The 21,221-nt window shown below is 45.1% G+C and carries 18 protein-coding genes, 5 tRNA genes, 1 riboswitch and 1 other annotated feature; of the genes, 8 read left to right on the top strand and 15 right to left on the bottom strand.

Translation table 11 applies throughout. The features are described 5' to 3' along the window. Positions 1-113: 113 nt before the first annotated feature. On the top strand, positions 114-941 hold the full coding sequence (locus tag FFM64_RS07265; protein ID WP_137607354.1) for an NAD(P)H-hydrate dehydratase: 828 nt from the start codon (positions 114-116) through the stop codon (positions 939-941). 44 nt (positions 942-985) lie between these two features. On the opposite strand, the gene FFM64_RS07260 is transcribed toward FFM64_RS07265, so the two are convergent. The 3 genes from FFM64_RS07260 to leuS all read right to left on the bottom strand — a co-directional run bounded on the left by FFM64_RS07260 (position 986) and on the right by leuS (position 6,015). Beyond that, positions 986-1,729 (bottom strand): pseudouridine synthase, encoded by a 744-nt coding sequence (locus tag FFM64_RS07260; protein WP_137607353.1) that lies wholly within the window; start codon positions 1,727-1,729, stop codon positions 986-988. A 7-nt stretch (positions 1,730-1,736) separates the two neighbouring features. Continuing rightward, positions 1,737-3,407 carry a putative polysaccharide biosynthesis protein gene (locus FFM64_RS07255; protein ID WP_137607352.1) on the bottom strand — a complete coding sequence of 557 codons (1,671 nt, stop codon included), beginning with the start codon at positions 3,405-3,407 and terminating at the stop codon, positions 1,737-1,739. A gap of 184 nt (positions 3,408-3,591) precedes the next feature. Beyond that, entirely contained in the window at positions 3,592-6,015 is a 2,424-nt protein-coding gene (gene leuS, locus FFM64_RS07250) for a leucine--tRNA ligase (protein ID WP_137607351.1), read from the bottom strand. Between the two features lie 169 nt (positions 6,016-6,184). After that, positions 6,185-6,398, bottom strand: a binding site (T-box leader). A 149-nt stretch (positions 6,399-6,547) separates the two neighbouring features. On the opposite strand from leuS, the gene FFM64_RS07245 reads away from it, so the two are divergent. Continuing rightward, positions 6,548-7,204, top strand: coding sequence for a phosphatase PAP2 family protein (locus tag FFM64_RS07245; protein ID WP_171000329.1), 657 nt, complete (start codon positions 6,548-6,550; stop codon positions 7,202-7,204). A gap of 18 nt (positions 7,205-7,222) precedes the next feature. Beyond that, entirely contained in the window at positions 7,223-7,789 is a 567-nt protein-coding gene (mnmM, locus tag FFM64_RS07240) for a tRNA 5-(aminomethyl)-2-thiouridylate-methyltransferase MnmM (protein ID WP_479686867.1), read from the top strand. Between the two features lie 54 nt (positions 7,790-7,843). Here the strand turns inward: mnmM and FFM64_RS07235 are convergent, their stop codons facing one another. The 4 genes from FFM64_RS07235 to metK all read right to left on the bottom strand — a co-directional run bounded on the left by FFM64_RS07235 (position 7,844) and on the right by metK (position 12,020). After that, positions 7,844-8,119 carry a bacteriocin immunity family protein gene (locus tag FFM64_RS07235; RefSeq protein ID WP_171000328.1) on the bottom strand — a complete coding sequence of 92 codons (276 nt, stop codon included), beginning with the start codon at positions 8,117-8,119 and terminating at the stop codon, positions 7,844-7,846. Positions 8,120-8,257: 138 nt separating this feature from the next. Beyond that, on the bottom strand, positions 8,258-8,971 hold the full coding sequence (locus FFM64_RS07230) for an alpha/beta family hydrolase (RefSeq protein WP_137607347.1): 714 nt from the start codon (positions 8,969-8,971) through the stop codon (positions 8,258-8,260). A 3-nt stretch (positions 8,972-8,974) separates the two neighbouring features. Beyond that, complete coding sequence (locus tag FFM64_RS07225; protein ID WP_137607346.1) at positions 8,975-10,471, bottom strand: MDR family MFS transporter; 1,497 nt, start codon at positions 10,469-10,471, stop codon at positions 8,975-8,977. A gap of 343 nt (positions 10,472-10,814) precedes the next feature. Continuing rightward, entirely contained in the window at positions 10,815-12,020 is a 1,206-nt protein-coding gene (gene metK / locus FFM64_RS07220; RefSeq protein ID WP_137607345.1) for a methionine adenosyltransferase, read from the bottom strand. Beyond that, positions 12,018-12,168: riboswitch (SMK box riboswitch) on the bottom strand. (Overlaps the previous gene by 3 nt.) A 109-nt stretch (positions 12,169-12,277) precedes the next feature. On the opposite strand from metK, the gene FFM64_RS07215 reads away from it, so the two are divergent. Continuing rightward, positions 12,278-12,997: a hypothetical protein gene (locus tag FFM64_RS07215; RefSeq protein ID WP_137607344.1), complete on the top strand. Its 720-nt coding sequence runs from the start codon at positions 12,278-12,280 to the stop codon at positions 12,995-12,997. Positions 12,998-13,036: 39 nt separating this feature from the next. Here the strand turns inward: FFM64_RS07215 and mmuM are convergent, their stop codons facing one another. Beyond that, positions 13,037-13,951 carry a homocysteine S-methyltransferase gene (gene mmuM / locus FFM64_RS07210; RefSeq protein WP_137607343.1) on the bottom strand — a complete coding sequence of 305 codons (915 nt, stop codon included), beginning with the start codon at positions 13,949-13,951 and terminating at the stop codon, positions 13,037-13,039. Positions 13,952-14,049: 98 nt separating this feature from the next. Between mmuM and FFM64_RS07205 the strand changes: the two genes are divergently transcribed. The 4 genes from FFM64_RS07205 to FFM64_RS07190 all read left to right on the top strand — a co-directional run bounded on the left by FFM64_RS07205 (position 14,050) and on the right by FFM64_RS07190 (position 18,890). Continuing rightward, complete coding sequence (locus FFM64_RS07205; protein ID WP_137607342.1) at positions 14,050-15,429, top strand: amino acid permease; 1,380 nt, start codon at positions 14,050-14,052, stop codon at positions 15,427-15,429. Between the two features lie 2 nt (positions 15,430-15,431). Further along, positions 15,432-17,099, top strand: a complete 1,668-nt coding sequence (locus FFM64_RS07200; protein ID WP_137607341.1) for an acetolactate synthase large subunit — start codon at positions 15,432-15,434, stop codon at positions 17,097-17,099. A 323-nt stretch (positions 17,100-17,422) separates the two neighbouring features. After that, the gene (locus FFM64_RS07195) at positions 17,423-18,256 is read left to right on the top strand and encodes a metallophosphoesterase family protein (RefSeq protein WP_137607340.1); all 834 of its coding nucleotides are present in this window, start codon (positions 17,423-17,425) and stop codon (positions 18,254-18,256) included. A 112-nt stretch (positions 18,257-18,368) separates the two neighbouring features. After that, entirely contained in the window at positions 18,369-18,890 is a 522-nt protein-coding gene (locus tag FFM64_RS07190) for a GNAT family N-acetyltransferase (protein ID WP_137607339.1), read from the top strand. Positions 18,891-19,088: 198 nt separating this feature from the next. Here the strand turns inward: FFM64_RS07190 and FFM64_RS07185 are convergent, their stop codons facing one another. From FFM64_RS07185 to FFM64_RS07155, 7 genes are all read right to left on the bottom strand, one after another. Further along, complete coding sequence (locus FFM64_RS07185; RefSeq protein WP_137607338.1) at positions 19,089-19,448, bottom strand: hypothetical protein; 360 nt, start codon at positions 19,446-19,448, stop codon at positions 19,089-19,091. A 53-nt stretch (positions 19,449-19,501) separates the two neighbouring features. Further along, a complete protein-coding gene (locus FFM64_RS07180) occupies positions 19,502-20,428 on the bottom strand; it encodes a hypothetical protein (protein WP_137607337.1) in 927 nt (308 codons plus the stop codon). A gap of 249 nt (positions 20,429-20,677) precedes the next feature. Beyond that, positions 20,678-20,762, bottom strand: a tRNA-Leu gene (locus FFM64_RS07175). Positions 20,763-20,818: 56 nt separating this feature from the next. Beyond that, positions 20,819-20,889 (bottom strand) — tRNA-Cys (locus tag FFM64_RS07170). Between the two features lie 20 nt (positions 20,890-20,909). Continuing rightward, a tRNA-Gln gene (locus FFM64_RS07165) sits at positions 20,910-20,981 on the bottom strand. A gap of 7 nt (positions 20,982-20,988) precedes the next feature. Then, positions 20,989-21,061 (bottom strand) — tRNA-His (locus tag FFM64_RS07160). Positions 21,062-21,066: 5 nt separating this feature from the next. Further along, positions 21,067-21,140 (bottom strand) — tRNA-Trp (locus tag FFM64_RS07155). Between the last annotated feature and the right edge of the window lie 81 nt (positions 21,141-21,221).

The following is a 21,221-nucleotide window of genomic DNA, read 5'->3' as shown; positions in this document are numbered from 1 at the left end:
AATCGTTTACTAATTTAATTCTAGCATAGGTTATCGGAAGTTAATAATCGGAAGCAACCGCTCTCAAAAAATCATGGTATACTCAAAATAAACAATCGAAAGCGGGTCTTCATTTGCAATCAATCACTTCTGAACTAGTCCATCAAACCATTCGTCGTCGCCCAGCCGAATCACATAAAGGCACGTACGGCCGCGTGATGTTGATCGGTGGTAACCAAAACTTTGGTGGTGCAATTATTATGGCCGCCACGGCGGCAATTTATAGTGGCGCTGGCCTCGTCACGGTCGCAACCGACCTAGTCAATCTGACGAGCTTACATGCCCAACTGCCGGAAGCGATGGTCGTCGACTACCACCAGACCGCAATGATGACCCAATTACTAAAAACAATGGATGTTATCGTCATTGGTCCCGGTTTGGGCACAGACCAGTTTGCAGCCCGTTTGCTCACAACGGTATTAGCACAAGTTCAACCACAGCAGCGCGTCGTCATAGACGGTTCAGCTTTGACTTTGCTGGCGACTCGCACACAACCCTTACCAGCTGCACAAATTGTGGTCACCCCACATCAAATGGAATGGCAACGACTCAGCGGCCTAAAAATTGCCGACCAAACGCCGACGGCTAATCATTTAGCCCAACAACGGCTAGGTGTCACCGCCATTGTTAAAGCACATCACACAACCGTCTATACCACTGATCGCGTGTGGTTCAACCCAGGCGGCACTCCAGCAATGGCAACCGGCGGCATGGGTGACACGCTTGCTGGCATGATTGGCGGCTTTACCGCGCAATTCAAAGACTTCACCAACGCAATTCTCAGTGCGGTCTATCTGCATAGTGAAATTGCCGATGATTTGGCACAAGCTCGTTACGTGGTTTTGCCACACCAAATTAGTGCCGAGATTCCAAAATACATGCACCGCTACAGCCTCAACTAAAAAAATCAGGACTCAGCTAAAAAGCTAAGTCCTGATTTTTTTAGTTAATCGATGTCAGCCGTCTGACCGGCATCGTCTTTCAAGGCAGCTAGTTCCTCATCGGTCAACGCCCGATAATTTCCCGCTAACAAGCCGACGGGTAACGTTAATGAGCCAAAGGCAATCCGCCGTAATTGGACGACGCGTTCACCCAAGGTTCCAACCATCCGTTTAACTTGATGATACTTGCCCTCATGAATTTCAATCTGCAAGGTGGTATAGTTCTCAATTTCATGGAAGGCCACAATTCTGGCTTGGGCCGGTTGTAATTGTGTCCCGTCCTTCAAAGTAATGCCGTCATTGAAACCAGTGACTTGTTCAGGCGTGATTTCACCAGTCACTTCGGCCTCATAAATTTTGGTCACATGGTGTGACGGCGACAACAACGCGTGGGACAAGGCCCCGTCATTGGTAATAACCAACACACCTTCAGTATCCTTATCCAAACGACCGACGGGGAATAAGTCGTCGCGATAATCAGTTGTATTGAATAAATCAAGTACGGTCTTTGCCTGCGTGTCTGCCGTTGCTGTAATCACGCCAACTGGCTTGTTTAAAACGTAATAAAAGAATTCTTGATATCGAACTGGCTCATCATCCAATAAGACCGTGTCACTACCAGGATTAACCTGTTGTTTACCCGATAAGACCGGCTCGCCATTGGTCGTAATGTGACCATCTTTAATCAGACGCCGCACCTGAGTCCGTGTGCCAATTCGCATCGCATGTAAAAATTTATCAATTCGCATAATTCACCTACTTAATCCGGAGTTTGCGCCGTAAACCATTGGCCCGTCCACCAATCATCAGATCAGCCAAGCGTGAACGCAGGGCAAAGTATGCATAGACTGCCCCACCTACAGCAACTGCCAACATGACGATTACGAACGCTTGGGTTTTGCTTTGTTCATTCATGACGAAATTCAGACCGTGCACGACTAATGTCGCAGCTACGTATGTCATAATCGAAAAAATCAAAATTCGATTTACTTTTGGCAATAGCTTCACGTAACGCACACCAAAATTGACTTCCAAATCGTATAACGCCATCATGCTTGCTACCATCATCCCAATCGCCGTTGCTACCAAAGGTCCTGCGGCAGTCAAGAAATAAATACATGGCCACTGAACAACCAGCTTAACGCCTAATCCAATCAGATAGAACCGAATAATATCTCGATTTCTGGATAACCCCTGCATGAGTGCGGAAGCAACGGTAAACAACCCTAGCACGATAGCAGTAAAAGCTGAAACTTCAAGAATCATCGTTCCAGATTGACTATAGCCGTAGAACAACGTGTTCAGTGGCTGGGCGACTGCCGCCATCCCTAATGCACCAGGAATCATAATAAATAGGAACAAGGTAAAAGCGTCTTCTAGTTGTTTCCGAATGTTACGGCGATTGTGGGCCGCCAAAGATTCCGATAGTAATGGTACGACCGTCACCGCAATGGCAGAAGCCAAAGAAACGATAATCATCACTAATTTGTTCGCATTAAAGGCAAATAACGCGTACAAATCGTTAATGACGGCAACTTTAGTATGGAACGTCATCTGCATGATTGGTTGGAAAGTCGCTTGATCTAGCAGATTAAACACGGTTGTCGCAGTGTCAATCACAATAAACGGAATCGCTTGAACAATAATATCTCGAAATAATTGCCACACCGGAATCGCTAATTTAGCGTCACTTTGAGCAGCTAACCGATTGAGTTCTGGCCGTTGCCGGTAATAATACCAACCGAGCAGCAAGAAACTAGCAGCCGCCCCAACAAAGGCCGCAAAGGTGGATTGCGTAATTGCGTTCACCCAATCACCATTTTGGACACGCATAATAAAGTATGTCGCAGCCAGCATGTAAACGACCCGAAAGACTTGTTCGACAAACTGGGAAATTGCCGACGGTGCCATCTGCTGGTAACCTTGGAAAAAGCCTCGGGTTAAAGACATTGATGGAATAATCACTAAGGCAATCGCTAGCGCCCGCAATACGGGAATCACGTTAGGATCGCCACCACCGAAGACAAATCCAATCGGCTTTGCGCCAAACCAAAGAATGCAACCGCTCAAAATCCCTAATGCCGTTGTCAGCAACAGTCCACGTTTGAATAGTCGTTGACCAACACCGTATTCATTAATCGCATTATATTCTGAAATCTGTTTGGAAATCGCTGATGGAATCCCACCAATGGCTACCAACAAGAAGAAGCTATATATGTTATAACCCTTCGCATACAGCGCGTTCCCTTGTTGTGAGCTATTCCCTAGCCAAATGACCCAAGGAATAATATAAATGGCACCCAGAATTCGTGAAAAGAGGCTTCCTGCAGTCATCCAAGCTGAGCCCCGCACCATTTTTTGGTGGGCATCAGCCTCGGAGTTAACGTGCCCCTGCTGTGGCTGGTTAGCCTTTGGTTCCTCAGACATCGTCCGTACCTACTTTCTTAGTTCAATCTTAACCATTTTAGAGGAAATACTGTGAAGTTGCAATTCAATTTCGAACTTCCGGATGACTTTAAACGAACCTTAAGTAACCCAACTTCTCCAGCCAAACTAAAACACCTTGTTCTCACATTAACCCGTGAGGACAAGGTGTTTCAAAGAGTTGCGCTTAATTGGCAACAATATTAACTAATTTACCTGGAATTGCAATGACTTTGCGAACCGTCTTACCAGCCGTAAATTCTTGCACTTTTTCATCCGCTAAAGCTAAAGCTTCAAGTTCGTCTTTACCCATATCTTTGGCAACTTCGGCATGTGACCGAACTTTACCATTAACTTGTAAAACGATTTGAGCTGTCGCTTCAACCAACTTAGATTCATCATAAGTTGGCCAAGTTGCGTACGTGATTGTCTTGTCGTGACCTAGCAAGGCCCAGAGTTCTTCAGACAAATGCGGCGTGATTGGGGCTAACAATTTAACTAAGCCTTCAATATAAATGATTGGTAAATCATCTACCTTGTAAGCTTCATTCACGAAGACCATCATTTGCGAAATGGCAATGTTAAAGCGCATCGCTTCGTAATCTTCGGTAACTTTCTTGACCGTTTCATTGTAGACCTTTGTCAACTTACCGTCATTGATTGTAGTGACCCGATCGCGCACGTGATTGTTTTCATCAATCATTAAGCGCCAGACCCGTTCGATCCATTTATTGGCGCCGTGCAGCCCATCAGTGCTCCACGGAATTGAGGCTTCCAATGGACCCATGAACATTTCATACAACCGAAGCGTGTCGGCACCGTATTGTTCAACGATATCATCAGGGTTAACCACGTTGCCACGTGACTTCGACATTTTTTCGTGGTTATCACCCAAGATCATCCCTTGGTTAACCAACTTCTGGAAAGGTTCCTTGTTTGGTACAACGCCTAGGTCATACAAGAACTTGTGCCAGAAACGAGCATACAATAAATGTAAGACCGCATGTTCCGCCCCGCCGACGTATAAGTCGACTGGTGACCAGTATTGCAACTTCTTGTAGTCAGCAAGTGCATCTGGATTATGTGGATCAACGTAACGTAAGAAGTACCATGAACTCCCGGCCCATTGTGGCATCGTGTTCGTTTCACGTTTCCCTTTACGACCATTTTCATCCACAACATTGACCCAGTCATCGATATTAGCTAATGGACTTTCACCGGTTCCTGAAGGTTCCAAGTTCTTAGTTGCAGGTAAACGCAATGGTAACTCATCTTCGGGCACTAACGTGGTTTCGCCATCTTCCCAATGGATCACAGGTATTGGTTCACCCCAATAACGTTGTCGTGAGAAGATCCAGTCCCGCAAGCGGTAATTGACTTTCTTTTCGCCACAATCATGTTCAACCAACCAATCGATCATTTTATCAATAGCTGGTTGCTTTTCTAAGCCATCAACCATGCCGGAATTGATATGTTTCCCGTCACCGGTATACGCTTGCTCGTCATAGTCGTTTTCACCAGCAATGACTGGCTTGATTGGCAAATCAAACTTCTTTGCAAATTCATAATCACGATCATCATGCGCTGGTACGGCCATAATTGCGCCCGTCCCATATGAAGCTAAGACATAGTCGGCAATCCAGATTGGTAATTTTTCGCCATTGACAGGATCAATCCCATAACTTCCAGTGAAGACTCCGGTCTTGTCTTTGTTTAAATCAGTCCGTTCCAAGTCAGATTTACTGGAAATCTTAGCTTGGTAAGCCTTGATCGCATCCGCTTGTTCAGGGGTGGTTAACGCGTCAACCAACTCATGTTCAGGTGCTAAGACCATATAGGTTGCCCCATACAGCGTATCGGGACGTGTTGAAAAGACTTCAATTGACTTATCTTCTTGACCAGCAACCTTGAATTGAATTGAAGCCCCAACAGAGCGGCCAATCCAGTTTCGTTGTTGTTCCTTAATATTTTCAGGCCAGTCAATGTCGTCTAAGTCATCGATTAAACGGTCCGCATAAGCAGTAATTTTAAGGCTCCATTGTTTCATTGGGACACGATAAACATCATAGCCGCCACGCTCAGTCTTGCCGTCGATAACCTCTTCGTTAGAAACGACCGTGCCACCCATCATATCAGGTGCCCAGTTGACCAACGTTTCAGATTCATAGGCTAAACCCTTTTTATAGAGTTGTTCAAAAATCCACTGCGTCCACTTGTAGTAACTTGGATCTGTCGTGTTAACTTCCCGGTCCCAGTCATATGAAAAACCTAGTGAACGAATTTGGCGTTTAAAGTTTTTAATATTTTGAGCCGTGAAGTTCTTAGGATTGTGACCAGTCTTCATTGCGTACTGTTCCGCTGGTAACCCAAAAGCATCCCAACCCATTGGGTGCAAGACGTTGAAGCCTTGCATCCGTTTCATCCGTGACATAATATCCGTCGCGGTATAGCCTTCTGGATGCCCAACGTGTAATCCTTGACCTGATGGGTATGGGAACATGTCCAAGGCGTAATATTTCTTTTTATCGGTGTTATCTAAAGCTTTGAAGGTTTTGTTTTCCTTCCAATAGTGTTGCCACTTGCGTTCAATGACTTTATGGTTGTATGCCATAATTGTGCCCCTTTCTTCTGCTATGTAGCCTAGCAAATACGACCTTGAGTTGGATTGCGTGCTTGCTTTCTTGATGGCGTTAAGTTCTTTCTTGATAGCCGAAACGTGCTCACCAGCAAACCTGGCTTGGTCACCACTCTACAAAAAAAGCCCCATAAGCAAAAAGCGCTTATAGGACGAAACATAGTTCCGCGGTACCACCTATGATTCCACGACTAGCGTGGCCTCTTGAGATTCTTAACGCGAAACCACGTCCGTGCCTACAAGTCACCTTTCAGCCGGAAGACTCGAAGGTGAGTTCATGAGCGGTGAATCGTCGTTTTCAACTACCACGGCGTTTCTGTAAAACATCGCTGACTACTAATCCTTCTCAGAGTCGTAAAGTTATTGGTACTAATACTAGCAAACCCACACTCGTTTTTCAAGGGGCTATCACGTGACTGACCATTAAAGTTTTTTCACCAACTAATTAGTTAATTTATAAAAATGATATAATAATTGCAACAAATTTATTATTGGAGGCATTACCTTGATGAAAACAACCTGGCATCGAAGCGACTTGGGCATGGGAATCTTAGCCTTGTTTTGGTTGTGCTGGAGCTGGGCTGTCTGGCAACATGCCGCAATCATTGCTTGGTTTGACCAAGCCATTGCGCTACCACTCCATCACAGTCCTGAATGGTTTCAAACTGCGATGGTTCACTATACTCATCTCGGTGACCCGCATAGTATCACGACCCTAACCCTCATCATTGGCTTAGTTTTAATTCTTATCCGCCAAACTAAGGGCGCCATTTTCTTTTGGTTCAATACCTGGGTCCTAGCCGGTTACGGCAATTATCTAGTCAAGCAGCTCATTGAACGCCCCCGTCCGACCGCCTGGCGATTAGTTCAAATTGGTGGTTACAGCTATCCAAGCGGCCATTCTACCACCACCACTATCCTGATTGGCAGCCTGTTGGTCATCGCCTATGACTTACTTAAAAATCAGCAGCTCAAACGATGGTTATTTGGACTCGGAATCGCTATAATTTTATTGATGATGATCAGTCGGATTGTCGTTGGCGTGCATTATCCAAGCGATACCTTGGGTGGGCTCATGCTTGGCACCTGCTTAACATACCTGAGTGCCCGTTTGAGTCATGGTCATCGCCACGGCAATTTTAAGTTTAAAAACCACATTCACTAGCCAAGGGAGGAACCCAAAATCCAACTCAGTTCAGCATTAGCTTTTAGTCATACATTGATGAATCAGGTCATTGACCCTGGTGACACCGTCATTGATGCGACCGTCGGCAATGGTCACGACACCGTTTATCTCGCAAAATTGGTCGGTCCGAACGGTCACGTTTATGGCTTTGATCCCCAACAAATGGCCATTAAGAATACCACAGCCGCTCTTAAAGCTGACCGACTCGAGCATCAAGTGACGTTGACCCACGCTGGCCACGAGACGCTAGGCTCGGTTATTGCCACCAGCCAACCGATTAAATGTGCCTGCTTCAATCTGGGTTACTTACCCGGTGGTGATAAAACCATCATTACTAAACCGGCCACGACCCTCACCGCGATTCAAGCGATTCAAGAGCGACTGGTCACTAACGGCCTGATTATTTTAGTCGTCTACGCTGGCCATCCTGGCGGCCAACAAGAAGCACAGGCTGTCACCGACTACGCTCGCCAATTGGATCAGCGCAATTATCAAGTCCTGCGTTACAGCTTTATGAACCAGGTTCACTTTCCGCCAGACTTAATTGCCATCCAAAAACGTTAAAAAAGTAGTTGCCTTCACCTCATCGGGATGACAACTACTTTTTTGCTAGCGCTATTACGACAAACTGACCATGCCACGTTGACCATAACCGAGATATTGACGCGACAGCTCGATAAAAAATGACGTCATCGCTGGTGTCAGATGGCGATTCATCGCCAAAACTGACAGTTGGCGTTTCAACTGCTGAGCCACTTGTTCATCATAGTGACCACTCGCCAACCCCTTTTGAGCAGCCAATAATAATTGACGCTCGGCTGGTGAAATCGTTGAATTCTGAACAAGGTCGCCAACTTGGTTCAATATTGCTGGTCGTTTAGATTTTAAAAACATCTGATCATCCCCCTTCAATATCATCTTATCACCATAAATTGGATTGGCATTATATCAACATGAATGCCGATTTTGACGACACTAACGTCAAAAAAGAACGCCACGATAACATTCAAGACTACCGTGACGCTTCCAACCTTATTTTAACCAGTTCATTAGTGCCGTACTGATTTGACGTTGCTGGCTCGCATTGCTAATCGTCGCTTGGCGATCCCCCTTTTGATGACCATAACTTCCGAAGCCACCGTGGTTACCGCCTTTGATCGCTAGATAATGCGTGTTCTTAGGTAAATAACGCCGATTTTGACGATAATTATGCCAATTCAGCACACCATCGCGCGATCCCGTCACTGAAAGCGCCGGCAGACTGCTAGCGTCAAGCCGACCTTTTTCATCTGAATAACTCGCTAAAAAGAACACACCCTTTAGCCCCTTAGTCTGATGCTTAGCCGCATAACGACTCGCCATCACACCACCTAGTGAATGACCACCAATGACATAATTTTGCCGAGCTGATTCGGGGACCGCGGTCGCCCGATTACTTGCCAGTACGGCCAAATCCAATGGAAAATGCATCAGATAAACCGAATATCCTTGACGAGCCAATTGAGCCGCCCAAATACTATAACTATCCGGTGCGACTAATGCCCCCGGATAAAAGACGATTGTCGTTTTGTCCGCATCACCCTTAAAGTAAGTATACTTGTGGGTCGTTTGCGTGGCTTGGCGGGCCGCCCGTGTTGCGTCCGCTGATGGTGCGTATTCTTTTGATTTGATGACGCTCACAGCCACCAGTACCGCTAAAAGGACAACGATAACCCCAGCGAGGCTAAATTTTAGCCACTTTTTCATAACTTATTCCTTCTTCAACCGTTCGGCATGTTGCGCCGCAGTCATTTGTTTGCCACGATCCAAACTGTTCACGATAAACGCTAGAACGATCAAGACTAAGCCGATTAAATAAACCCAGTGTAGCCCAGTATATAAAATACCGCGCAACGTTGGTAATAATTTGGCCGGCAACTCGGTGGCCGTCTGCGGATTAATCAATTTATTCATCATCGCCATGTTCGTCCCGTGATGTTGTGCAATGCCTTGATTCATGCCAACATTCAGGGCAATCCCGAAAATAGAAATCATCACAGTTTGCCCAATTGTTCGACTCAAAGTGTTGAACGAAGTCGCGACCCCCACATTTTTCGGTGAAACCAAGTGTTGCGAAGTTACCGTTGTTGCCGTGATCGTAATCCCGAAACCAATCCCGCCGACAGCGGTAATGGCAAAGAACCAAATAAATGGGGTTGAAACTGGAATTAAGGCCAAACAAATCCCGGTAAAGAGAATAAAGAACAAACTCAAATACAGAATTCGCCGTGGTGCCCATTTAGCCAACAGGCGACCGGTCACAAACGACCCGATAATCCACATTAAGGAACTCGGCGTAACCGCAAAACCAGCTAAGGATGCTGGCACACCTAAAATTCCCTGAGTCCAAGTTGGAATATAGACTTCCACCGCCATCAAAAAGCCACTGATCAGCGCGGCAACAGCATTTTGAATCACAAACGTGCGATTTTTAAATAAGTTCATAGAAATAACCGGCTCTGGCGTATGGCTTTCGCGCCGAATGAATAACCACAAGCTAAGTGCACTCACAACCCAAGCAACTAGCACCGTCGCCCAGTTAATCGTGGCATTGCTCAACAACTGGAAACTGAGCATTAAACACAACAGAAACAGCATTAACCAAAAGCTACCAAGATAATCAACTTTAACATCCGTATGCCGCTTCGGTTCACGCAAATAGAATTGAAATAAGAATAAGGTAATCAGACCGACTGGCACATTAATAAAGAAGATCCAATGCCAACTTAGCTTGTCGACAATCAAGCCCCCAATTAAGGGCGCTAGTACGGACGCAATCCCCCACGCGGAACTATTGAACCCGAGCACCTTGGCACGGCGTTCAAACGAATAAATGTCTGCGATAATCGTCATCGACACCGGCATTAAGGCCCCGGCACCGATGCCTTGAATCGCCCGCCAAAAAATCAAGACGGGCATCGAGTCAGATAACCCACTCATCATCGAACCGACAATAAAGATTAATAATCCAGCCTGCATCACCGGCTTACGACCAATCAAGTCGGTCAACTTACCATAAATTGGGGTCATCATGGCGTTGGTCAATAAATAAATTGAAAAGACCCAGTTCATCAGGGATACCCCATGAAGATCCCCGACGATGGTTGGTAAGGCGGTTGAAACGATAGTTCCTTCAATCGCACTCATAAAAGTCGCCACGTAAATGGCAATGGTCACTGCCACGACGTTGGTTTTTCGCTGTTGCATAATTGCTTCCTCTCTCTGTATCCATTTGTTACTTACAAGTTAGTACAATTCGGTTCCTTTAGAATTTTTTTTGCTAGGCGCGATTCTAAAAAAGCACCAATTCAGCCAAAAATGACTGCTTTTACTCTTTCTTGATCAGCTGGTCAGCCAAGTGGCAAATCGTTTTATCATAGGATATTGCGGTACACAATTAGTTTAAAAGTCTGCCTAAACGTTGCAATATACTCCGACCAGTAGTCCCTTCCGCCTGCACTCTAGGCCGCAAAAAAAGCGACCCTTGGAAAAGGTCGCTTTTAGCGTCGAGTACCTACAGACCGTGATGGCCGATAAGCTCGTCACGTTTTTATTTGTTAAGTTCTAGTTCACTGAATTCTGCTTGTAAGGCGTCAACCTTATCAGTGTGTTCCCATGGTAAATCAATATCAGTCCGACCAAAATGACCATAAGCCGCTGTTTGGCGGTAAATTGGGCGTTGTAAGTCTAACATTTTGATGATCCCAGCTGGCCGTAAATCAAAGTTCTTACGGATAGCAGCGATTAAGGCTTCATCACTAACCTTACCAGTACCGGCGGTGTCAACAGCGATTGAGACTGGTTCTGCAACCCCAATGGCGTAGGCCAATTGGACTTCCACACGGTCTGCTAACTTCGCCGCAACCAAGTTCTTGGCAATGTAACGTGCCGCATAACTTGCAGAACGGTCAACCTTAGTAGCATCCTTCCCTGAGAAGGCACCACCACCATGATGGGCAAAACCACCATAAGTATCCACAATCACTTTTCGTCCAGTCAAACCGGCATCCCCTTGAGGACCGCCGATAACAAAACGACCAGTTGGGTTAACGAGATACTTGGTCTTGGCATCCAACAAATTAGCTGGAATAATTGCCTTGATAACTTGATCGATCACTGTCTGACGAATCGTCTCTAAATCAACATCAGGATCATGTTGTGTTGACAAAACAACCGTATCCACACGTAGTGGCTGATTCTGTTCATCATATTCAACAGTCACTTGGGCCTTGGCATCTGGCCGTAACCACTTAATTGTCCCATCTTTACGTAATGCGGCAATTTTACGCATTAAGCGATGACTCAACGCGATTGGTAATGGCATGAGCTCGGGCGTTTCGTTAATGGCATAACCAAACATCATCCCTTGATCCCCAGCACCAATCTGGTCTAATGGATCCGCGTCACCTTCACGTGTTTCCAAGGAATCATCGACCCCTTGCGCAATATCTGGTGATTGTTCGTCCAATGAAACTAAGACGGCACAATTGTCACCATCAAAACCGTATTGACCATCAGCATAGCCAATCGACTTGATCGTATCACGAACAACTTTTTGGATATCAACGTAGGCTTTGGTCGAAACTTCACCAAAGACGAGCACTAACCCCGTTGTCACAGAAGTTTCAACGGCAACCCGGGCTTGCGGGTCTTGTTCTAACATAGCATCTAGAATGGCGTCACTAATTTGATCCGCGATTTTATCGGGATGACCCTCAGAAACAGATTCAGATGTAAAAAGGTGTCTTTCACTCACTTTAAAATTCCCCCTTGAAATATTTCGGTTACAAGGCATCTAAGCGTGTTAAAGTTGGCAGGTAAACAATGCTCACAACCAGTTTTAGCACATTCGACGGATCAATTTGACCCGCCGCTTATCCTTTCGGGAACTGCTCATAACTATACAAGACTATCACAACCAAGATTTTTTTTAAAGAATCTTATCAAATTATTGACTGCTCGCTCGTCTATCGGTTAGGATTAAACTAATACTTTTCAGAAAGATGTTATTCTATGATTCGAATTGGAAAACTTAAATTAAACCGTGAAATCGTCCATATGGCGATTTTTATGATTATTCAAAGCATCATCTGTTGGTGGGCAGCGTTAGACTATGGCCGCTCTTTCCAAACCGCAAAATTTTCCGCTGCACAGTTACCTTTAATTGGCTACACGTTAGCCATTACAGCCACGGTGTTCATCATTCTTGATGGCCGCATCCCAGCCCAGTGGAGTTTGATTGCGATTGGCATCTCAGTAGCTTTTGCCTTCACCAACATTATTGCCAGTGAGTCAGAACTACTCTACCTACTTTTAACTTGTAGCGTCTGGTTGTTCATCATGGCGATCCCTAGATTTGGCATGCAAAACTATTTTGGCCTGATTGTTTTTAGTATCGTGATGTCCTATACGATTCCCGTCGCCGTCTTCTACTTACAAAATCAGTACCTCTCGACGACCTTCCTATGGAAATTGGTGCCTTTGGTTGCCAGCTACGTGTTCCTGTATGTCCCAAGCTTTAGTAAGCAGCGTCAAATTAACCAATTGATTTCCGCCATTACTGGCGTCATCTTGGTAGTAGCAATCTTTTTACAACCGATTACCTGGCAGACCATTACCGCAATCATCCTCACCATTGCAGTTTGGTTTAGTCAACAATCATTTGGCCGCTTACGACTGCATCTCATGATCAATGCAGTGCTTCAATTAATCTTCATGTTTTTACTTTATTAAACAGAAAATGCGGTTCTCACTAATGAGAACCGCATTTTTTTAGGCCCGAACTAATCGATGGATCGTGGCAATATCTGCTGGCGTGGTGCGGCAGCAGCCACCAATAATCTTGGCCCCCGCTGCCAACCAAGTAGGTACAAAATCGTCAAATTGATGACTTAAATCCGTTTTCCGCCATGTCTTAGTCTGTGGATCATATTCATCCCCAGAATTAGGATAAACAATCACTGGTATCGACACTGCCGACGTCAACGTTTTGATCGCCGGCGTAATGTTTTCCAATGTCGTGCAGTTCACACCAACTGCCACAACATTCGGCTGAGCAGCGACCCATTTGGCAGCCGTTGCTAATGAGGTCCCATCACACAGTGTCGCCGGGTCTTTCAGACTAAAGCTAACCCAGTACGCTTGTTCTGAGAATTCAGTCGTCACTAACTGGACTAAGGCTTGCACCTCTGCAAAATTAGGCATGGTCTCTAATGCGAGTACATCCACCCCAGCTGCTGTAACAAGCTGCAAGCGTTCACGATGAAATGCTTGGTACTCCGCGGTTGTTTTTTGGTAGGCACCAGTATATTCACTGCCGTCCGCTAAATAAGCCCCGTATGGTCCAATACTACCGGCAACTAAGCCGGCAAAATCAGGATGTTGACTGGCATAAGCGTCACGTGCTTGAACAGCGACTTGAACTGCTTGTTGCGTCAACTTACGAGCCGATTCAGCCGGAATGCCGGCGGCAACGAAAGCTGGTACATTAGCTTGATAAGTATTCGTGGTAGCAATTTGAGCCCCGGCGGCAAAATAGCTCTGGTGAACTGCCGCAATAGCGTCTAGATGGTCAATCATCGCAGTCGCTGACCATAAGGCACTGTCCGTGTCGACTCCCCGTTTTTCTAATTCGGTCGCCATTGCCCCATCTGAGACGACTGGACCTTTCTGTAATAACGTTTTCATTGACGAAACTTGCATAATCAGTTTCCTTTCCACACTTAAAATATGATATGATTATCTCATCTTATTCTAATTATTTGAAAACTGCAAGGAGCATTCTGATGTCAAAACAAACACATTTAAATCGTCAGATGGAATCGCGACATGTTTTAATGATTTCACTCGGCGGCGTGATTGGGACCGGGCTGTTTCTCAGCTCTGGCTATACCATTCACCAAGCAGGTCCAATTGGTACCTTATTGGCCTATACAATTGGGGCTATTTTGGTTTACCTCGTCATGCTTTGTCTCGGTGAACTTGCGGTGGCAATGCCCTATACTGGTGCCTTTCACGTCTATGCTAAAAAGTACATTGGCCCAGGGACAGGGTTCACAGTCGCAATTTTGTATTGGCTGACTTGGACAATTGCCCTAGGATCGGAATTCACTGCGGCCGGACTGATCATGCAAACTTGGTTCCCACATAGTCCGACTTGGCTCTGGAGTCTATTTTTCATGGCCGTTATTTTTACCGTAAACGCCTTGTCCGTGCGCTGGTTTGCGGAAGCCGAATTCTGGTTTGCCAGTATTAAGGTCGTTGCGATTATTGCGTTTATCGTGCTCGGTAGTTTGGCAATCGTCGGTTGGCTGCCACTCCACGGTCACACGACCGCGCCACTGCTTTCAAACTATACAAAAAATGGCTGGTTTCCAAATGGCTTTGGTGGCGTCTTCACAACTATGCTCACAGTTAACTTCGCCTTTTCAGGAACTGAACTCATCGGGATCACCGCTGGAGAAGCTAAAGACCCTGCCAGGACCATCCCGACGGCCATCAGAACCACGCTGTGGCGACTGATTATCTTTTTTGTCGGCAGCATGTTCGTGATGGCCGCACTGATTCCTTATAAACAAGCTGGCGTCACCCAGAGTCCGTTCGTGCTCGTCTTCAAAGAAATTGGCATTCCTTATGCTGCAGATATTATGAATTTTGTCGTCTTAACGGCAATCATGTCTGCCGCAAACTCAGGACTATACGCCTCGACACGCATGCTTTGGTCACTCGCCAATGAAGGCACCATTTCCAAAGTTTTCAAGCGCACGACCAAAAATGACGTGCCATTGATTGCATTGATTACGAGTATGTTAGGTGGGATTCTTGCGTTGTTATCTAGCGTTTACGCTGCCGGCTCTGTTTATCTGGTCTTAGTCTCCATTTCCGGGTTAGCCGTCGTCATCGTTTGGATGGCGATTGCATTGTCAGAAATCAACTTCCGTAAGGCGTACGTTAAAAGTGGTAAAAGTTTAGCCGATTTAACTTACAAAACACCCGGCTATCCAATCGTTCCTTGGCTCGCATTTATTTTGAGTGGCCTATCTTGTATGCTGATTTGGTTTGATCCCAATCAACGGATCGCCTTGTATTACACCGTGCCATTCGTCTTAATTTGTTATCTTGGTTATTATTTAAGTCAAAAGTTCAAATCACATAAAGAGGGTTAATTATGGCAACTATTAGTAAAAATACCGCTCAATTACTGGTTGAGTGTTTAGAAAATGAGGGCGTTAAATTCGTCTTTGGGATTCCTGGTGAAGAAAATATTCATCTGGTCGACGCAATTAATCGGTCGACCAAGATCAATTTTATTCTCACACGCCACGAACAAGGTGCGTCATTTATGGCGAGTGTCTATGGCCGTTTAACTGGTAATCCTGGCGTTTGCGTCGCCACCCTTGGCCCAGGGGCAATTAATTTATTATTAGGTGTCGCGGATGCCGAAACGAACTCAACACCACTGGTTGCCATCAGTGCGCAAGGTGGCTTGGATCGGTTGCACAAAGAGTCCCATCAAGTAATTGACTTGGTCTCAATGTTCAAACCTGTAACCCAATATGCTAGCATGGTCTTAACGGGCCACGCGGTTCCAGAAATGGTTCGTAAAGCCTTCTCCATCTCCAAGCGCGATAAGCCCGGTGCCACCTATCTTTCAATTCCACAAGATGTTGAAATGGCACCGGCTGACCCTGAAAGCCGCCCCTTACCAATTGCGCCAATTTCGGTCACCCAACCCACTGCAAGTGATATTGACCGCGCTGTGAAGTTAATTGCGGCAGCCAAACACCCAATTATTTTAGCTGGTGATGGGGTCACTTGGAAACATGCCGAGCAGTATGTCCAACAACTGAGTGAACTATTGAATATTCCGGTCGCCACAACTTTTATGAGTAAAGGGGTCATTTCTGACCGTCATAAAAATGCCTTGGGTGTTGTCGGCTTCATGCGTAAAGACTATGAAAACTTTGCCTTTGAAGAATCCGATTTAATCATTGCCATTGGCTTCTCGATTCAACAATTTGATCCGAAGAAGATCAATCCTCGTGGCGATAAGAAGATTATTCATATCAACATGTTCCGCCAAGACACAGATAGCCATTATGACGTCACCTTAAATATTATCGCCAACATTCGCCCTAGCTTAGCAGCCTTAATCAAAGCGTTACAAGAACAAGACATTCATTTTGAACATCGCAAACCAATGATTCGTGCCATGATTCAAAAAGAATTAACGACGGGTGCTGCCAGCAATGCAATACCCATGTTGCCACAAAAAGTGGTCAGTGATACGCGGGAAGTCTTAGCGGATGACGATATTGTCTTAGTCGATACTGGTGCCGTCAAAATGTGGATGGCACGGCTCTATCAGACTTATCTGCCAAATACCTGCTTGATTGATAATGGCCTATCCACGATGGCATGGACCTTGCCGGGCGCTTTAGGGGCAAAATTAGCCTATCCAGATCGGACCGTTGTCGCCGTCATGGGTGATGGGAGTTTCATGATGAACTCTCAAGAAATTGAAACGGCCATCCGTGAAAAATTACACCTCGTGTTCGTTATTTGGGAGGATGCGTCCTATGGTCTCATCAAGTGGAAGATGGATATGGAACTACAACATCATGACGAGGTCGATTTCGGTAATCCGGACTTTGTGAAATATGCCGAAAGTTTTGGTGCCATTGGTTACCGTGTTGAGCACGCCGACGACTTCAAAACAATGCTTAAGCAGGCCGTCTCAGCACAGACCGGTGTGCATATTATCACTGTTCCTGTTGACTACCGCGAAAATTTAAAATTAATTGAAAAACTTGGTAACACAACCATTCGCCTTTAATATTGAAAAAGCCAGTCTAACCGACATGTTGATTAGACTGGCTTTTTGCCCATTTGATGACCATTAATTTCAATTTAACTGAATTCTTTACAATTTCTTTTCAGACATTATGCTAAAATAAAAACCGTCGTTATCACAAGGATAACGACGATCTCGAAACGAATTGGCTTGAATATACGTGCTAATATATTACTTCGTTTCAAGACCATTATAACAGATTTATCTGCGGTTGTATTTACTCGCCAGGAACATATGACCATTTCTTATCAATTGTCAACTATACTTACTAACGTTTCATTTTAACGGCCAAAGGAGTCTTTTTTATGCCAAAAATTGCAATTTTATCCGACATTCACGGCAACGCTACCGCCTTAGAAGCCGTGCTAGCAGACGCGAAAGCCCAAGCAGTGACCGAATATTGGACGATTGGTGATAACACAGTTCGCGGTCCGGAAGCAGAACGCGTGATGCAACTACTTGATCAAGTTGAACCAACTGCCGCTGTCCTTGGTAATCACGAACAAAATTATCAAAAAGTTTTGGCTGCGACCCCAAAAAGTTTTACTAAACCGAAACAAATCATGGCAACTATTCTAACTGATTTTGACCGACAACAATTAACGAAAGACCACTTTCAACAGCTGTTAGATCTCCCCATTACCCAAACCAAACAAGTTGGCCCGTTAACAATCCGTTTACAACATGTCCTACCTGACTTCGTTAGTGGACACACGCTTGCACCAACCGAAGTGCAGCCTAACTTTGATAAGGCAGCAAGTGGTAATGCAGATTTGGTCATTTATGCGCACACCCATCAACCACTCATGCGTTACTCAACTCGTGGTCAATTGATTCTGAATGCAGGAACAGTTGGCTTGCCAACTGCGCCACGACCTGCATTACGTCAACCACGCGCAATGTATCTCATTTTAACGATTGACGATACAGGGCTACAGGCGATCGACTATCGCCAGGTCGATTTCGACTGGCAACAAGCAATTGAAATTGCTAAGAAACGCCAGCTACCCTACCTTGAATTCTATACCGAAACGTTACGAACCAATGCCTACCAATACAAACCTAGCGCGGTCGCAGCGTACAATGACGCACATCAACTGGCCACACAAGCCCGAGCTATTTTAATGAAAACGGTCTAATGAAAAAGCTGTGAGAATGCGAGGGAAAATAGTTTAAATCTGAACGCATTTCTGTATACTGTTAAAGTCAGACCGATTCAAAGTCTGGTTTTAAGAGAGGAGTCACAGCACAATGTATTTTAAACAAGCAACTTTAGACGATATCGACACAATTATTGATATTTTAAGTGATGGTCGGAATCAATTGGCCGAAGCCGGCGTCAATCAATGGCAAGGCGACTATCCATCCCGCAATCAAATTACAGCAGATATCATGCAAGGTTCTGCCTACTTGTTCAACTCGACCGACGATGCCACGGTTGGTGCGGTCGCGGTCGTGCCATCGCCAGATGCAACGTATGACACTGCCAAAGCTAATTGGCTTAATACGAGCGCACCATACGTGGTTATCCACCGTGTGGCCATCCATTCAACACATGCCGGTCATGGCTATGCGACACAATTATTCGAAAAAATTATTGCCCATATTACCAGTGAACATCCCGAGATCAAAAGTATCCGGATTGACACACATGCCGATAACCATGCCATGCAACACTTAATTGATAAGATGTCCTTTGAGCGCGTTGGCGAAATGGTTGGTGTTTACCACCAAGATGATGTTTGTTACGTTTACGAAAAACTAATCAAATAAATAAAAAGACACCGATTAACGTGATGAAAAATTCGTTAATTGATGTCTTTTTTAATCGCTCATTTTGTTAGTTGCCTGATACTTGGATTCCCAATCAATCGTGCCATGCTCAAGTACTGGCTGATTTAGCAAAAAGTCGCGTTGCGCCACGCGTTCGGGTCTATCTAAAAAAGTATAGCCTTGCGGTGTGATAAAGTTTTAAAATTTTTCACGTAGCGTTGCTAAGCTTAACAATGGTAATCGTGCCCAACTAGTAATTGGAATAACTAATCCCGAATCCTTGGCTGCAAAATAGGCTTGGATTTCATGATAATCGTCATGCTGAATTTCAGCACCAATCGCTGCTAACATCTGAGCATTACCTTGAATGGGTCGATCACAGGTGATAAATAAGTCGATCCCCCCCGATCGACCAGTCGTATAAACAAACGCCTGAAACGCATCGGTAAAAAAGCGTCGCCGGTACTCAATTACTTTGTCTCCTGCCACAATGGCCGCTGTGTTTTCTGGATGTAACGATAAGAGTAGTGTTGGCTTCAAAGAATCATAATTATTCAACGACAATCCCTTCCATTCCACACTTTTTACAGCGCACAATTTTTTCAGCAATATTACTGTATTTTTATCGATGTCTTACCTTTTTTACACAATAACAGGTACGGAACAAGCCAGGCTAAAATTGTCAGCCCAATCAATCCCACCTGCCTAATTGGTGCCAAATAGAATTTGAATGGCATCTCGAAACCAGCCCGTATTAGCTGTGATAACATGCTGAATCCATACGAAGTCACTAAATGCATCGTAGACAAGTTAAGCAGCGACAATAACGTATAAACGACTACTGCAATGATCTGGCCCCGGCGCTGATACTCGCCTAAGAAAATCAAACTGAGTAAACCGATCAGACTAGTTATAATGGCAACTGCTAACGACGCAACCTTCAATAGCTGGGGACTACCATCGTTTAATAATTGCTCTAACAGTAACATCATCAAAACGAATAAAGTCGGCAGCATCGAGAATCGGATTGCAATCTTCTTGGCAGCGACTGGTTGCCGGCCATGCCACTGTTTTTTCAAAGCTTGCTCAGCGGTGTCATGCATTGCTCCTACCGCTGATTCAGAATGTGGCACTGGTCGCTGGCCTTCAATCTGTGAACGTTCAGCCTGATAACGTCGTTCGGCCCGAACCAGCAACCACAGTGAAACTAGATAGAATGCACTTAATAAAACGATGGTGATGACTTTAAGCATGAAATTAGTTGGTCGCGAGCTTACCCCACCTTCATCTGAGTAGATCCGATTTGGTGCATTAACTAATGCAATAATCCATAATAGTACTGTTCCAGTGCTCAGGTTAAAGAGCAGTATCAATGGTAAATTAAACTGTTTTTGATACGGAAGTCTTAAGTTAAGCCAAGGCAAGAAGAATAAGAGTAAATAGAAACCGAATGATAAAATTGCAAACCAAAAATAGGACCCATTGGTTAAATAAAACTGGATTGTTTCAGCGGTCCCTAACATTAATATAATGATCATTAATATTAGACCAACAACTTTGCTAAGTCTCTTTTGAAAATACTGTATTTTCAAGCTAATTTTAAAATTCGACTGAAAATGGATGTAACATATTGATTTGGTGATTCCATATTGAATGACCATCAAAGCCACAATTATGCCTACCACAGCTAAAAATACCATCTTTCTGCACTTCCTATCCCATGTTTACAATTGGATTATTCTTCAAAAAAAAGCACCAACGTAAATTATACGTTGGTGCTTAAATAATACCGGCGATCGGGGTCGAACCGATACTCCCTCAACGGGAACTGGATTTTGAGTCCAGCGCGTCTGCCAATTCCGCCACGCCGGCATAAAAAAGAATTGGACTTAATAATGTACTGATCAGGTTTACAACCCTATCAGGAAAGGCGGTAACCGGATTTGAACCGGTGATGAAGGTTTTGCAGACCTCTGCCTTACCACTTGGCTATACCGCCATCATTTTGCCCAAACCCAATTGGGTTAGCTGGGTTCGAACCAGCGCATGATGGAGTCAAAGTCCATTGCCTTACCACTTGGCTATAACCCAATCAAAGGGCGGTATGTGGGAATCGAACCCACGCGTGCCGGAGCCACAATCCGGTGCGTTAACCACTTCGCCAATACCGCCATCATGGCAGGGATAGTAGGAGTTGAACCCACATCGATGGTTTTGGAGACCATTGTTCTACCATTGAACTATATCCCTATAAAAAATGGAGGGGAGTGGATTCGAACCACCGAACCCGAAGGAGCGGATTTACAGTCCGCCGCGTTTAGCCAGACTTCG

Source organism: Lactiplantibacillus daoliensis (assembly GCF_005405005.1).
Classification (GTDB): Bacteria; Bacillota; Bacilli; order Lactobacillales; family Lactobacillaceae; genus Lactiplantibacillus; species Lactiplantibacillus daoliensis.
This window is presented reverse-complemented; position numbering and strand designations above follow the sequence as displayed.